Source organism: Halorubrum californiense DSM 19288 (assembly GCF_000336875.1).
Lineage (GTDB): Archaea > Halobacteriota > Halobacteria > Halobacteriales > Haloferacaceae > Halorubrum > Halorubrum californiense.
The window spans coordinates 64,987-79,430 of the sequence record NZ_AOJK01000036.1 but is presented as its reverse complement, the minus strand read 5'-3'; the positions used below and the strand labels follow the sequence as shown (position 1 = coordinate 79,430).

At 69.9% G+C, this 14,444-nt stretch carries 11 protein-coding genes; 5 read left to right on the top strand and 6 right to left on the bottom strand.

Translation table 11 applies throughout. The features are described from left to right. Positions 1–149 precede the first annotated feature (149 nt). The 5 genes from C463_RS07095 to C463_RS07075 all read left to right on the top strand — a co-directional run bounded on the left by C463_RS07095 (position 150) and on the right by C463_RS07075 (position 6,347). Complete coding sequence (locus C463_RS07095) at positions 150–869, top strand: DUF726 domain-containing protein (RefSeq protein ID WP_008442382.1); 720 nt, start codon at positions 150–152, stop codon at positions 867–869. Between the two features lie 79 nt (positions 870–948). Next, positions 949–1,791, top strand: coding sequence for a translation initiation factor eIF-2B (locus tag C463_RS07090; RefSeq protein WP_008442380.1), 843 nt, complete (start codon positions 949–951; stop codon positions 1,789–1,791). A gap of 204 nt (positions 1,792–1,995) precedes the next feature. Beyond that, positions 1,996–2,982, top strand: coding sequence for a DUF7260 family protein (locus C463_RS07085; RefSeq protein ID WP_008442379.1), 987 nt, complete (start codon positions 1,996–1,998; stop codon positions 2,980–2,982). A 78-nt stretch (positions 2,983–3,060) separates the two neighbouring features. Then, positions 3,061–5,115, top strand: a complete 2,055-nt coding sequence (locus tag C463_RS07080; protein ID WP_008442378.1) for an AMP-dependent synthetase/ligase — start codon at positions 3,061–3,063, stop codon at positions 5,113–5,115. Between the two features lie 425 nt (positions 5,116–5,540). Further along, positions 5,541–6,347, top strand: coding sequence for a sensor histidine kinase (locus tag C463_RS07075; protein ID WP_008442377.1), 807 nt, complete (start codon positions 5,541–5,543; stop codon positions 6,345–6,347). Positions 6,348–6,392: 45 nt separating this feature from the next. Here the strand turns inward: C463_RS07075 and C463_RS07070 are convergent, their stop codons facing one another. The 6 genes from C463_RS07070 to C463_RS07045 form a co-directional block, all read right to left on the bottom strand. Further along, the gene (locus C463_RS07070; protein WP_008442376.1) at positions 6,393–7,727 is read right to left on the bottom strand and encodes a tRNA (N(6)-L-threonylcarbamoyladenosine(37)-C(2))-methylthiotransferase; all 1,335 of its coding nucleotides are present in this window, start codon (positions 7,725–7,727) and stop codon (positions 6,393–6,395) included. Between the two features lie 108 nt (positions 7,728–7,835). Then, complete coding sequence (locus tag C463_RS07065) at positions 7,836–8,156, bottom strand: hypothetical protein (protein WP_008442375.1); 321 nt, start codon at positions 8,154–8,156, stop codon at positions 7,836–7,838. A gap of 73 nt (positions 8,157–8,229) precedes the next feature. Continuing rightward, positions 8,230–10,746: a hybrid sensor histidine kinase/response regulator gene (locus C463_RS07060; protein ID WP_008442374.1), complete on the bottom strand. Its 2,517-nt coding sequence runs from the start codon at positions 10,744–10,746 to the stop codon at positions 8,230–8,232. Between the two features lie 113 nt (positions 10,747–10,859). Next, positions 10,860–11,729: a succinate--CoA ligase subunit alpha gene (sucD, locus tag C463_RS07055; RefSeq protein WP_008442373.1), complete on the bottom strand. Its 870-nt coding sequence runs from the start codon at positions 11,727–11,729 to the stop codon at positions 10,860–10,862. Next, positions 11,726–12,871 (bottom strand): ADP-forming succinate--CoA ligase subunit beta, encoded by a 1,146-nt coding sequence (sucC, locus tag C463_RS07050; RefSeq protein WP_008442371.1) that lies wholly within the window; start codon positions 12,869–12,871, stop codon positions 11,726–11,728. The genes sucD and sucC overlap by 4 nt, the downstream gene beginning before the upstream one ends. 97 nt (positions 12,872–12,968) lie before the next feature. Continuing rightward, complete coding sequence (locus tag C463_RS07045; RefSeq protein WP_008442370.1) at positions 12,969–14,378, bottom strand: class II fumarate hydratase; 1,410 nt, start codon at positions 14,376–14,378, stop codon at positions 12,969–12,971. Positions 14,379–14,444 lie beyond the last annotated feature (66 nt).

The following is a 14,444-nucleotide window of genomic DNA, read 5'->3' as shown; positions in this document are numbered from 1 at the left end:
CCGCGGACGACGCGGGCGCCCTCGTCACGCGCCGCCGGCTCCTGTACGGCGTCGCGGGCGGCGTCAGCCTCCTCGGGGGCGGCGGGCTCTACGTCGCGAACGCGCTCTCCGGCGACTTCGGCGGGTACGAGGCCCCCGAGGCGCAGCCGATGGCCTCGACTCGGGGCCGACTCGACGACGATCCGACTGCGCGCTCGGGCTCGTGGGAGTTCGGCGGGGCGGACGCGGTGGTGCTGTACGTCCACGGGCTCGGCGCGGACGCCGCGTCGGCCCGCGACCAAGCGTACGCCGCCCGGCTGGGGCTGGAGGCGGCCTCGGAAGCGCCCGACGCCGCGGGCGCGCTCCCCGTCGTCGGCTACTCGTGGTCGTCGAACGCCGACTGGGGGCCGGCGAAGCGCACCGCCGACGACAACGCCGTCCCGCTCGCCGACTGGCTGACGGCGTGGGCGGAGGAGGACGGGCGGCCGGTCCACCTTTTCGCGCACTCGCTCGGTGCCCGCGTGACCGGGGCGGCGCTCCGCGAACTCGCAGACCGTAGCCGGACGGACGTCCTCGCGTCGGCGTCGCTGTTCGGCGGCGCGATCCCGCACGACAGCGTCGGGACCGGCGGGAGGTACGGGCCCGCGATCGCGGCGCTCGACGCCCCGGTCTACAACTTCCACAGCCGGAACGACCGCGTCCTCGGCTGGGTGTACCGCGCCTCCGACCGGACCCGAGCGGTCGGACACGGCGGAGCGGCCGAGTCGGCGACCACGCCGGACAACTACACCGACGTCGGCGTCACCGACCTGGTCGCGGACCACTACTCGTACCTCGAACCGGACGCCGGCTGTCTGCCCCGGGCGGTCGACCGGATCGGCCTCGAGTAGTCCGTCGACGTGCCGCGGGACCCCTCGCCGCCGGTTCGTCCCCGGAACCCCTTTTACCGGCGCGGTCGACCGTTCGGGCATGATCGACGAGACCGTCGCCGAGATCCGGGCGATGCGGACCCACAGCACGTCGGCGGTGGCCGTGAAGGCGACGCGGTCGCTCGCGGACCTGCTGGACCGCGAGTACGTGACCGTCGACGAGTTCGAGCGCGACCTCGAACACAACGCGGGCGTGTTGCGCCGGTCGAACCCCTCCCACGCCGCGCTCCACAACGCGATGCGCGACGTGGAGCGCTCCATCGTCGGCGAGGCGACGAGCGTCGAGGGCGCGAAACAACTCTTGGAGGACGTGATCGCCCGCGTCACCGAGGACATCGAGACGGCGAAGGGGGAGGCCGCGGCCAACGCGGCCGAGCGCATCGAGGACGGCGACACGCTGCTCGTCCACGACTACTCGACCACGGTGCTGGAGGCGATCGAGAACGCCGCGCGCGACGGTGCGCACCTGACCGTCTACGTCACCGAGGCGCGCCCGCGCACCCTCGGCCGGAAGACCGCGCGCGTGCTGGCCGGGGTCTCTCGGGTCGACGTCCACATGGTCGTCGACAGCGCGATGGGGTACGCGCTCCGCGACTGCGACCGCGTCCTGCTCGGCATCACGTGTATCACCGGCGGAACCTACTACAACCGGATCGGCACGTTCCCGCTCGTGGTGACCGCCCGCGAACTCGGCGTCCCCGTCACCGCGGTCGGTTCGGGCGCGAAGACCATCGAGGAGTTCCGGTTCGAGAACGAGTTCCGCGACGCCGTCGAGGTGATGCGCGAGCCCGTCGAGGACGTCGAGATCGAGAACCCCAGCTACGACGCCACCCCGATCGGGATGATCGACACCGTGATCACCGACGACGGCGTCCGATCGTGATCACCGACGACGGCGTCCGATCGTGATCACCGACGACGGCGTCAGACCGATCGCCGACGACGACGCACGGAACGGATCGGGACACGGCGGAGCCGCGCGGGCACCGAACTGAGAACCACGATACCCTCTCGAACGCCGCCTACCGCGCCGAACGCGGCCGAACGGCCCAAAACGCTTTGTGTGTGTACCGTGTTAACGCATACAATGAGCGTTCATCCGGGTTCGACGGCGGTCTTTCAGATTCCAGATCAGGGGGTGACGGGTGCGAACTGCTCGACCGGTTGGTGCGAGCTGTGGGCGGTCGCGACCGAGCCGGGAGTGATCACGGCGGTCGCGCTGGCCGGCGTGGTCGCGCTGCTCGCGTTCGCGTACGTCCGCGACGCCGAGTCGGCCTGCCGCAGCGAGCGACGCCGCGTCCTCGACGAGCGGGACGCGTTCGAGTCGTTCGCCGATCGGGTCGCGCAGATCGACACCGTCTCCGTCGCGACGGACGCGACGCCGTCCGGCGTGCCCGCCGGCGCGCTGCGCGGAATCGACGGCGCCGGCGGCGGACGGCGGCCCGGGGGCGGACCGGCCGCCGAGAACGTCACGCTCAGGCGGGTGATGGCCGCGTACCACGACACCGTGTTGTCGCTGCCCCACTACCGGGCCGAGTACGACGAGTCGGCCGCGGAGAGCCTAGCCGCTGAACTCGGACCGGACACGGCGACCGCGCTGGCGTCTGACGGGGGGCTGTCCAGCGGCGCCCGGTCGGCGCTCGTCGACCGGAGTCGCCGCGCCGCCCGAGCGCGCGACCGACTCGCCGACGCGATAGACGAAGAGATCGACGAGCTGAGCGACCGAGAGGGGGCGCTGTCGTCGATCGACCGCCGTCGCCGACGGCTGCTCGGTCACTTGGACGGGATCCGGTCCGGCCGGGAGACGGACGCGGCGATCGACGTCTGGAACCGGCTGTCGGAGCTCGAACGGGAGTGCGACGACCTCGCCGCCGATCGGCAGCGCTCGCTCGACGACCCGCCGCTGACCCCCGAGACATCGCTTGACGCCGACCGCGAGCGCCCGTTTTACGACTACCTCTACGGCCCCGTCGACGGGCCGCGCTACCCGGTACTCGCGCAGATCGCGGAGGTCGCCGACGGGATCCGCACCGACAAGGACCGGGTCGGCGGGCGGATCGCCGGCGGCCGCTGACCGATCGGGAGCGTCCCGGCGGGAGAGAAACTCCAAACTACCGGATTGTTTATGACGGTAGGGCGGAACTGAGGGTGTATGAGTTGGCAGGAGGCGGAACGGGCGTTCACGGACGACGCGGTCGCCCGGGAGACGCTCCCAGAGCTGTTCGAACGTACCGCAGAGCGACACGCGGACCGGATCGCGCAGCGGTACAAGGGGGGAATCTACGACCGGTCGCTCGTCGCCGAGGGCGTCGTCGAACCGGCGCCCGCGGGCGGGTACACCGACCTGACGTACGCCGAGATGCGCGGGATCGTCCGCAACCTCGCGGCGGGGTTCCGCGAGCTGGGCGTCGACGGCGACACCCGGGTGGCGATGTACTCGCAGACCCGCATGGAGTGGGCGCAGACCGACTTCGCGGCGCTGTCCGCGGGGGCGGTCGTGACGACCGTGTACGCCTCCTCCTCGCCGAGCCAACTGCGGTACCTGTTAGAGGACCCCGAGGCGACCGTGGTCGTCGCCGAGAACCGCGAGATGCTCGCGGACGTGCTGGCGGTGCGCGGCGACCTCGAACACGACCTCGACGCGATCGTCACCGTCGACGACGTGGACGCGGAGGACCTCGACGGCGACGCGGACGACGTGTACGGACTTGGCGATGTCCACGCCCTCGGGGAAGACGCGTTCGACGAGGCGACCTACGAGGGGTGGCTCGACGGGGTCGGCGTCGACGACCTCGCCAGCCTCATCTACACCTCCGGGACCACCGGGAAGCCGAAGGGCGTCCGGCTCACGCACGCGAACTTCCGCGACAACGTCTCGCAGTGTTACCGGCGGTTCGCCGACCGACCCGACCGCGACTCGGACGCCCCCGGTATCTCCGCCGAGTCGACGACGCTATCGTTCCTCCCGCTCGCGCACGTCTTCGAGCGGATGGCGGGCCACTACATGATGTTCGCCGCGGGGGCCACCGTCGCGTACGCGGAGAGCCCCGACACGCTCCGCGAGGACTTCGGGCTCGTCCGGCCGACGACGACCACGAGCGTCCCGCGCGTCTACGAGAAGCTGTACGACGCGATCCGCGAGCAGGCGAGCGAGTCGTCGGTGAAGGAGCGCATCTTCGAGTGGGCGGTCGACGTGGGCCGCGCCCACCACGAGGCCGACGACCCCGGCGCGCTGCTCGACGCCAAGCGCGCGGTCGCCGACCGCCTCGTCTTCTCGTCGGTCAGGGAGGCGATCGGGGGGAACATCGACTTCTTCATCTCGGGCGGCGGGTCGCTGTCGGCGGAGCTGTGCGCGCTGTACCACGCGATGGACCTCCCGATCCTGGAGGGGTACGGCCTGACGGAGACATCCCCGGTCATCTGCGTCAACCCGCCCGAGCGGCCCCAAGTGGGGACCATCGGACCGCCGGTCGTCGACACCGAGATCGCGATCGACGACGGCGTCGTCGGCGAGGAGGTCGCCGATCTGGCGGGCGACGTGGGCGAACTGCTCGTCCGCGGCCCCCAAGTGACGGAGGGGTACTGGAACCGGCCGGACGCGACCGCGGACGCCTTTGTCGACGCTGACGACCTCCCGGAAGACGCCGTGACCGCCGGCACCCCGCCGGACGAGCGGGTCGGCGAGGGCGCGACCGACGCGGCGGCCGCGGCCGGGGAGCCGTGGTTCCGCACCGGCGACATCGTCCAGCTCCGCCCGGACGGCTACGTCGCGTTCCGCGAGCGGGCCAAACAGTTGCTCGTGCTCTCGACCGGGAAGAACGTCGCCCCCGGACCGATCGAAGACCGGTTCGCCGCGAACGAGTTCGTGGAGCAGTGCGTCGTCCTCGGCGACGGCCGGAAGTTCGTCTCGGCGCTCATCGTCCCGAACTTCGAACAGCTGACCGCGTGGGCCGAGGCCGACGGCGTCGACCTGCCCGAGGAGCGCGCCGCGGTCTGCCGCGACGACCGCGTTCGCGACCGCATCCAGGAGGAGGTTGACCAAGTAAACGAGGAGTTCGAGGTGTACGAGCGGATCAAGCAGTTCCGGCTCGTCGAAGAGGAGTTCACCGAGGCGAACGACCTGCTCACGCCGACGATGAAGAAGAAGCGGCGGAACATCTTAGACCGGTTCGCCGACGAGGTCGAGGTGATCTACGAGGGGGACTGATCTCGTCCGGACCGCTCCGTCCGCCGAGAAAGCCATAAACGTCCGGTCGGAGTACGGTGTTCGATGACCTCCCTCACTCCGCGCGCCGGGTTCGCTGCGCTCGGCGTCCTCTGTGTCGACCTCGGCGCAGGGCACTTGTGGCTTCAGGGGGAAACGTGGGCGCGCTCCTCGAGTCGGCGCTGATGCTCGGGATATCCGGGTTCGTCTTCTACACGGTGTCCGACCTTCCCGACTGAGGAATTTCCGTCTCTGGGCGGTGGCGGGCGGTTCGGATCGCCGCCCTGACCGCCCTCTCGTTCGCCGCGCTCGCGGGAATTGTCTGGATCATCTGGCTGCTCGATCACCACGGGTTCAAGCTCTCGTTCCTGCTCTCGTTCGCCGCGTGCCTCGGCGCGGCGGTCGGATCGCGGGCGGGGCCGTACGCGGTGAAGGCCGACGAACAGCTCGCCGAGGCGCAGGAACTCGCCACCCTGCTCTCGATCAACGACCGGGTGCTGCGACACAACATCCGCAACGAGCTGTCGGTCGCGCTCGGCTACCTCGACGGGATCGAATACGTGGACGACGAGGCGGAGGTCGCGGACCGGGCGGATATCGTTCGGACGCACCTCGAAGACCTCGTCGAGACGAGCGAGCGGACCCGACGGATCGCGTCGATCTGGCGGACCGAGGCGCTCCAGTCGTTCGACCTCGTCGCCGTCGTCGAGGAGCGAGTGGCGCAGTTGACCGCGGACGCGCCCGGCGTCACCGTGCGGACGGAGCTCCCGGACAGCTACGTCGTCCGGGCGCACCCGTCGCTCCCGCTCGCGCTGGAGGAGGCGCTGCGGAACGCGGTGGAACACAACGACGGCGACGTGGCGATCACGGTGTACGTGGGTCGGGACGACGACGCGACGACCCTCTCGATCGCGGACACCGGCCGATGGATCCCGGAGATCGAACGAGAGACGCTCCGAAACGCCGAGGAGACGCCGCTGGAACACACCGAGGGGCTCGGGCTGTGGCTGATATACTGGACCGTGACCCGGCCGGGCGGAACGGTCGAGTTCGCGGACGACGAGCCATGGGGCACTGTCGTCAGGATCCGGCTCCCGGATCGGCCCGATCCGGTCGGCTCGCCGGGTTGGGTGTCGGAGGTCGCCCGGACGGGAGGGTGGACGGAGTCGAATCCGAGCGGGGCGGGGTCAGGGGATCCCGAGACGGCGGGGCCGCGCCCGGACGAGTCCGTCTGAGTCGGCTCGGCGACGCCTCGACGCGGGCGAGAGACTCACCGGTCGTCACGCCGAGGACGCCGTCGACTCCGGCCGGTCGTCGCGCTCGACCGAGTCGCCGTCGACGCCGCCGGCGTCGGAACGCGCCTCGTCGACCGGGTCGCCGAACGCGTACACCGTGTTGTGGCCGGTCACCTCGACGGTGAGGAAGTCGCCGACCGCGACGCCGCGGTCGGTCGCCCCCTGGACGATGATCTGTCGGTACGCGCCGTCGCGGCACTTGACCGAGTCGCCGGTCCCCTCCTCGACGACGAGCACCTCGAACGTCTCGCCGACCATCGACTCGTACGCCTCGCCGACGACCTCCATCTTCAGCTCGGACATCGCCTTCGAGCGCTCCTTCTTGACGGTTCCGCCGAGGCCCTTCATGTCGGCGGCGTCGGTCCCGGGCCGCTTCGAGAAGCGGGTGACGTTGATCTTCTCGGGGCTGACCTCCGCGAGCAGGTCCATCGAGCGCTCGTGGTCGGCCTCGTCCTCGGTGGGGAAGCCGACGATGAAGTCGGTCGACAGCGTCCAGTGGTCGAGCCGTTCGTCGAAGGTCTCGACGACCTCGCGGAACTTCTCGACGCGGTGCTGCCGCCGCATGTCTTCGAGCACGTCGTCGGAGCCGGACTGGACCGGCGCGTGGACGAAGTCGTACAGCTCCTCGTTCTCGGCGAACACGTCGGCCAGCTCCTCGTGGATGCCGTGGATCCCGCCGGGGTTCGCCATCCCCAGCCTGACCCGGAAGTCGCCGTCGATGTCGCAGATGCGGTCGAGCAGTTCGGGGAGCTTCCGGTCGCCGTTATCCCAGCCGTACACGCCCGTGTCCTGCCCGGTGACGCGGATCTCCTTCGCGCCGGCGTGGACCAGCGCGCGGGCCTTCTCGACGTTCTCCTCGACCGAGGGGGAGTCGACCCGACCGGTGGCGAACTTGGTGATACAGTACGAACAGTTGCTCATACAACCGCGCGCGATGGGGAGGATGCCGACGACGCCGTCGAGGACCGGCTCGGCGTCGGGCGTGACCGTCGGGCACTCGCCGTTGAGCACGTAGGTCGGGACCTCGTCCCAGTGGAGGATCTCGGCGTCGACGTCGGCCTCGGCGAACATCTCGCCCTGCGCGAGGGCCATACAGCCCGTGACGACGAGTTCGGCGGTCGTCTCGGACAGCTCCTCGGCGCGGCGGAGCATGTTCCGCTCGGTCTTCTCGACGACGGTACAGGTGTTGAGGATGGCGACGTCCGCGTCTTTCGGGCCGTCGGCCGGGCGGTGCCCCCCGTCGCGGAGGGCGCGCTCGATCTCCCGGCTCTCTCCCCGGTTCGAGCTACAGCCGTAGGTTTCGATGTGGTACGTCGCCATCGGAGTGCCCTCACTACCGGTCCCGAGGGCAAAAGCGCGACGGATCGGGGCGTCGGAGCGGGGCGTCAGTGTGGATTCGGCGGGGCGGCTGACCGGCGACCGTCAGACTCAGTCTTCGGCGACGGCGGCGGTCGGCGCGTCGGCCTCGGAGGCCGATTCGGCGGTCGCCTCCGGCTCGTCGACGGGGTCGCGCTCCGCCGGCGGGACGGCTTGGTAGACGGAGCGGCGGGCGTCGCGGGGGCACAGCCCCTCCTCGACGAGCCCGACCTCGGTGAGCTTCTCGACTGCGAACCGGACGGTGCGCGTCGAGAGGCGGGTCTCCTCGGCGAGGCCGGTCTGGTCGAACCGACCCTCGGCGTCGAGCACGTAATAGACTAGCTTGGCGCTCGGCGGGAGCGGTTCGAGCAGCTCGCGAGTTCCTTCGTCCATACGTCATCTACAGGGGCGAACCGCGCATAACCGTGGCCCGCCTGTGCGCCGACTGCGCACGCCAACCCGGTTTTTATATACCACTTCGCTGGCGGAACTCGAACCGCGCGCCGTCGTCGCCGCCGATCGACAGCTCCCAGCCGTGGGCGGCCGCGATCTCTCGCACGATCGGGAGGCCGAACCCCGTCCCGTTCGACGCGCTCGAACGGCCGTACTCCGTCGCCTCCTCCGGGTCGATGTCGAAGCCGACCCCGTCGTCGGCGACGGAGAACCCGTCCGGAAGCGACCCGACGGAGACGGTGAGTCCGTCGGCGGTGTCATCCTCGTCTCGGCCGTGCTCGACACTATTGGTAAACAGGTTCTCGAACAGCGTGCGGAGCCGCTCCGTGTCGGCCTCGACCGCGGCCGTCGCCTCGGCGACGTCGAGCGTCGCCTCCCCGGTGTCGACGGTGCGCCACGCGCGCTCAGCGGCCTCGTCTAGCGGGACGGACTCGATCTCGTCGACCGTCCGCCCCTGCCGCGCCAGCGCGAGGAGGTCGTCTATCAGCTGACTCATCCGGTCGTGCGCATCCTCGACTCGGTCGAGTTCCTCGACGACGGCGGCGTCGTCCGTCAGCGACCGGGACAGCTCGGTCCGACCGGCGGCGACGTTGAGCGGGTTCCGGAGGTCGTGGGAGACGAGCCCCGCGAACTTCTCCAGCCGGTCGATCTCCCGCTGGAGCTCGGCGTCGCGGTCGCGGAGCTGTTCGGTCCGCTCGGCGTGATCGAGCGCGACAGTGACGTTCGCGGCGAGGACGCGGGCCAACTGGAGGTCGGTCTCGTCGAAGAAATTCGGTTCCTCCGACCCGAGCGGCATCACGCCGTGGTCACCGAGCGGCACGGCGAGGAGGCTCCGGAGGTCGCCGTACCCGATCGTGGTGTCGACCGCGTCGAGGTCGTCGACGACGATCGGCTGGCCGGAGTCGAACGCCTCCCAGAGACGGCCGTCGCTCGGACCGAACGCCGGTCGCTCGCCGAACGCCGCGGTCGCCTCCTCGCTTATCGCCGTCGGCCGGAGGACGTTCGCCTCGGGGTCGTACAGCCTGACGCCGCTGCTTGGGAACCCGAGGGTGTCGATCGCCGCGCGGGTGGCCACCGTCGCGATGTCCTCGCGGCCCTCGCCGCCGAACATCTCCCGGGTCGTCGCGTGGAGTCGCCGCAGCGTCCGCTCGACGCGCTTCTGGTCGTCGATGTCGGCGTAGACGCTGTAGATGACGGTCTCTTCTGGCCGCTTGACGGGGATGACGTTGGGGATGAAGTCGCGAAGTCCGTCCGTGGTCCGGCGCCGTACCTCGAGGCGCGAGGGATCGTCGCGTTCGAGCACCGGCTTCGGATCGAGTCGGTCGGCCCTCTCCGGAATGATCTCGCCGCGGACCTCCTCGTACTCGCTTTCCGCGTCGTACCCGAACGGCTCCTCGAACGCATCGTTGGTGGCGTCGAGGCGACCTTCGCCGTCCCCGTGCGCGACGGTCCGCACCGCCGGCAGCGGGAGGTCGTGGAACAGCGCCGTCAGTCGGTCCCGCTCCCGACGAAGCGCGTTCTCCGTCTCGATCTGCTCGATGGCGTCGGCCGCGTGGGCCGCCAGCAGCTCCGCGAACTCGACGTCGCGTTCGTCGAACGCGGCGTACCCGTCGGAGACGGTTTGCAACACGCCGTGCGGACCGATCGGGACGCTGATCGCCGACCGGATGTCGTCGGCGACCGGGTCCGCCACCTCTGATCCCGTCCGGCGCTCGTCCCCGGTCGACGTCCGCCCCGGCGAGGAGGGGTCTTCCAGTTCGTCCGGGTCCGCGGGGTCGACGCTGAGGTTGTCGATCACGATTGTCTCTTGCTCCGCAACCGTGTTCCCGACGACCCCCTCGCCGACCTCGAACGTCCGCACTTCCTCGTCGGTGACGCTCTCGGAGAGGACGACGGGAACGATTTTGTCGCCGCGTCGGCGGGCGGTGACGCACCGGTCGAACTCCAGGATATCCTCGGCCGCGTCGACCGTCCGGTCGAACACCGTCTCGACGTCGGTCACCGACGAGAGTTCCGGCGCGAACTCGTGGATCGCCGTGACCTTCGCGTTCACCTCGCGGAGGTCGCGCTCCGCCCGGCGCCGGCCGAGCGCGTTCGCGACGCTGTTGGCGAGCATCTCGTAGCGGTCCCGCCCCGCGCCCTTCTGGAGGTAATCGGTGACGCCGGCCGAGATGGCGTCGCTCGCTATCTCCTCGCTCCCCTTGCCGGTGAACAGCACGAAGGGGATCCCCGGGTCGATCTCGCGGACCGAACCGAGCAGTTCGAGCCCGTCGGCCCCCGGCATGTCGAAGTCGCTGACGACGCAGTCGACGCGCTCGCTCCGGACCGCGTCGAGCGCCGCGTCCGGTGACATGTACGTGACCGTCTCGATGTCGTCCACGAGCCGCTCGACGTGGGTGGCCGCGAGGTCCGCCGCCCCCGGCTCGTCGTCGACGAACAGGACGCGGTTCGCGCCGCAGTCGGTCGGTCCCGACGCGTCGTTCTCAGCCGCGCCGGCGTCGGGCGGCGTGTCGTCGGGACCCGAATTCATGTGTATGTGTTACCTTACCGCTAATTTTAGCTTTCGCTCCGGCTACCGATATTGAAAACCGGAGCCCGAGCCGAGACCGACGGTCGAAGCCGGCCGGCGCGGGGTGGGAAGCGCTACAGGAAGTCCTCGACGTGGTCGGCGACCTCCTCGGGGGTGTCGCCGACGGGGACGCCCGCGTCGTTGAGCGCGTCGATCTTCGACTGCGCCGTGCCGGTGCCGGAGCCGGAGACGATGGCGCCCGCGTGGCCCATCCGCTTGCCCGGGGGCGCCGTGCGGCCGGCGATGAAGCCGGCGACGGGCGTGTCCATGTGTTCGCCGATGAACTTCGCGGCCTGCTCCTCGTCTTCCCCGCCGATCTCGCCGCACATCACGACGGCGTCCGTGTCGGGGTCGGCCTCGAACGCCTCGAGGGCGTCGACGAACGACGTGCCGATGATCGGGTCGCCGCCGATACCGATGGCGGTCGACTGGCCGAGCCCGCGCTCGGTGAGGTTGTCGACGACCTGGTAGGTGAGCGTGCCGGAGCGGGAGACGAGGCCGACGTTCCCCTCGGAGAAGATGTTGCCGGGGAGGATGCCGAGTTTCGCCTCGCCGGGCGTGATGATCCCGGGACAGTTCGGGCCGATGAGGCGGGTGTCGGTCTCGCCCAAGCGCTTGTTCACCTTCGCCATGTCCTGCGTCGGGATCCCCTCGGTGATCGCGACCGCGAGGTCGAGGTCCGTGTCGAGCGACTCGAAGATCGCGTCGCCGGCGAACGCCGGCGGCACGAAGATGACGGAGGCGTCCGCGTCCTCCGCCTCGACGGCCTCGTCGACGGTGTCGTAAACGGGGACGCCGTCGACTTCTTGCCCGCCCTTCCCGGGCACCGCGCCCGCGACGACGTTCGTGCCGTACTCGATCATCTGGCCGGCGTGGAACTTCCCTTCCCCGCCGGTGATCCCCTGGACCACCACTCTGGTGTCGTCGTCGACGAAAATGCTCATTGGGTCACCTCATCCGCGTTCTTCACCGCGCGCTGGACCGCGTCCTCCAGCGTCTTCTCGACCTCGACGAGGTCGGTGTTCAGGATCTCCATCCCCTCCTCGGCGTTCGTGCCGGCGAGCCGGACGACCACCTTCTTGGGGATCTCGTCGAACCCTTCGAGGGCCTCGTTGATCCCCTTGGCGACCTCGTCGCCGCGGGTGATCCCGCCGAAGATGTTGAAGACGACGGCGTCGACGTTGTCGTCGGAGAACACCATGTCGAGCGCCTGCGTGACGCGCTCGGCCTTCGCCCCGCCGCCGATGTCGAGGAAGTTGGCGGGCGCGCCGCCGTAGTAGTCGACGAGGTCCAGCGTCGTCATCACGAGGCCGGCGCCGTTGCCGATGATGCCGACGTTGCCCGAGAGGCGGACGTAGTCGAAGCCGTACTCGCCTGCCTTGCGTTCGAGGTCGTCCTCGTAGGACGCCTCGGCCATCTCTGCGAGGTCGGGCTGGCGGAACAGCGCGTCCTCGTCGATGTTCATCACGGCGTCGGCGGCGACCACGTCGCGGTCGCCCGTGATCATCACGGGGTTGACCTCGATCTCGGAGGCGTCGTTCTCCTCGTAGAGGTCGTACAGCGTCGAGAGGATCGAGGCCACGTCGAGCGCGACGTCGGCGTCGACGCCGGCCTCGTAAACGACCTTGCGGGCCTGGTACGGGTGGAGCCCGAACGCGGGGTCGACGTGTTCGCGCGCGATCGCGTCGGGGTTCTCCTCGGCGACCTCCTCGATGTTCACGCCGCCCTCGGTCGACACCATCAGGACCGGCTTCCCCTCGCCGCGGTCCATCGTGACGCCGACGTACAGCTCGTCGACGAAGTCGACGCCCGCCTCGACGAGGACCTGATCGACGGTGTACCCCTTCAGGTCCATCCCGAGGATCTCCTCGGCGTACTGCTCGGCCTCCTCGCGGTCGGTCGCGATCTTGATCCCGCCGGCCTTGCCGCGGCCCCCCACGTGGACCTGCGCCTTGACCGCGGCCGGGTAGCCGATCTCGTCGACGGCGTCGAGGGCCTCGTCGACGCTCGTCGCGAGCCGGGAGTCCGGAACCGGGATCCCGGCGTCCGCGAAGAGCGACTTCGCTTGATACTCGTGAAGTTTCATCCGTGTAGGATCGGGACAGACGTCATCTTAAATGGTTCCGATTCGGCGCGGACGGTCGCCCCCGACGAAGTCGGGCGAAACGGGGAAAACTGAGCGTTCAGTCCTCGTCGCCGAGGATGACGCGGTGGGTCATCGCCTCGGGGTCGAGCACCTCGGCGGCCTCGTCCCCGGTGAGGTACCCCTCGCTGACGGCGACCTCTTTGACCGACTTGTCCTCGGCGAGCGCCTTCTTCGCGACCTTCGAGGCCTTGTCGTAGCCGATCGCGGGGTTCAGCGCGGTCGCGAGCGCCATCGACTGCTCGACGCGCGTCTCGCAGTACTCCTCGTTGGCCTCCAGCTTCCCGACGAAGCGCTCGCCGAACGTCGCGGCGACGTTCGAGAGCAGCTGCGCCGATTCGAGGAAGTTGTGCGCGATGACGGGCTTGTAGAGGTTCAAGTCGATCTCGCCGCGGGCGGCGCCGGCAGAGACGGCGGCGTCGTTGCCGACGACCTGCTTGTGGACCTGATTGACCGACTCCGCGACGACCGGGTTGATCTTCCCGGGCATGATCGAGGAGCCGGGCTGGTTCTCCGGCTGCTCGACCTCGCCGAGGCCGTTGCGCGGGCCGGAGGCGAGCAGCCGCAGGTCGTTGGCCATCTTGTTGAGGCTGCCGGCGATCGTCTTGAGCGCGCCGTGGCCCTCCGCCATCGCGTCGTGGGCGGCCTGCGCCTCGAAGTGGTTCTCCGCCTCGCGGAACTCGGTGCCGGTCTCGTCGGAGATGTACTCCGCGGCGAGTTCGGGGAACTCGGGGTGGGTGTTGAGCCCGGTCCCGACCGCGGTCCCGCCGAGGGCGAGTTCGCGGAGGTTCGACTGGACGCCCTCGGCGCGCTCGATCCCCTTCGAGACCTGCGTGCGGTAGCCGCCGAACTCCTGTCCGAGGCGGATCGGCGTCGCGTCTTGGAGGTGGGTTCGGCCCGTCTTGACGACGCCGTCGAACGCGGCCTCCTTGGCCTCCAGTTCGGCGTGGAGCGTCTCCAGCGCCGGCACGAGGTCCTTCTCGACGGCTTCGAGCGCGGCGACGTGCATCGCGGTCGGGATCACGTCGTTGCTCGACTGGCCGTAGTTGACGTGGTCGTTGGGGTGAACGACGCGGTCGCCGATCTCCGCGCCAGCGATCTCGGCGGCGCGGTTGGCGATCACCTCGTTGGCGTTCATGTTCGAGGAGGTGCCCGAGCCGGTCTGGAACACGTCGACCGGGAACTGGTCGTCGTGCTCGCCCGCGATCACCTCGTCGGCGGCGGCGACGATGGCGTCCGCGGTGTCGTCGTCGAGGAGGCCGAGGTCCCGGTTCGCCTGCGCGGCCGCCTTCTTCACGACGCCGAGCGCGCGGATGAACCGTCGGCTCATCGGGATCCCCGAGACGGGGAAGTTCTCGACGGCGCGCTGGGTCTGTGCGCCCCAGTAGGCGTCGGCCGGCACCTGCATCTCGCCGAGGCTGTCCTCCTCCGTGCGGTAGTCGTCACCCATGCGTCGACCTTCCCGCGAGACGCTGTAAAAGGTACTGGAAGCCGCCAGCGCGCGGGAATATGGGGA

Coding starts and splice junctions, on each gene's coding strand:
- sucC (WP_008442371.1), bottom strand. CDS start 12,871: ATGAAACTTCACGAGTATCAAGCGAAGTCGCTCTTCGCGGACGCCGGG.
- C463_RS07045 (WP_008442370.1), bottom strand. CDS start 14,378: ATGGGTGACGACTACCGCACGGAGGAGGACAGCCTCGGCGAGATGCAG.
- C463_RS07070 (WP_008442376.1), bottom strand. CDS start 7,727: ATGGCGACGTACCACATCGAAACCTACGGCTGTAGCTCGAACCGGGGA.
- C463_RS07090 (WP_008442380.1), top strand. CDS start 949: ATGATCGACGAGACCGTCGCCGAGATCCGGGCGATGCGGACCCACAGC.
- C463_RS07080 (WP_008442378.1), top strand. CDS start 3,061: ATGAGTTGGCAGGAGGCGGAACGGGCGTTCACGGACGACGCGGTCGCC.
- C463_RS07085 (WP_008442379.1), top strand. CDS start 1,996: ATGAGCGTTCATCCGGGTTCGACGGCGGTCTTTCAGATTCCAGATCAG.
- C463_RS07065 (WP_008442375.1), bottom strand. CDS start 8,156: ATGGACGAAGGAACTCGCGAGCTGCTCGAACCGCTCCCGCCGAGCGCC.
- C463_RS07060 (WP_008442374.1), bottom strand. CDS start 10,746: ATGAATTCGGGTCCCGACGACACGCCGCCCGACGCCGGCGCGGCTGAG.
- sucD (WP_008442373.1), bottom strand. CDS start 11,729: ATGAGCATTTTCGTCGACGACGACACCAGAGTGGTGGTCCAGGGGATC.
- C463_RS07095 (WP_008442382.1), top strand. CDS start 150: ATGGCCTCGACTCGGGGCCGACTCGACGACGATCCGACTGCGCGCTCG.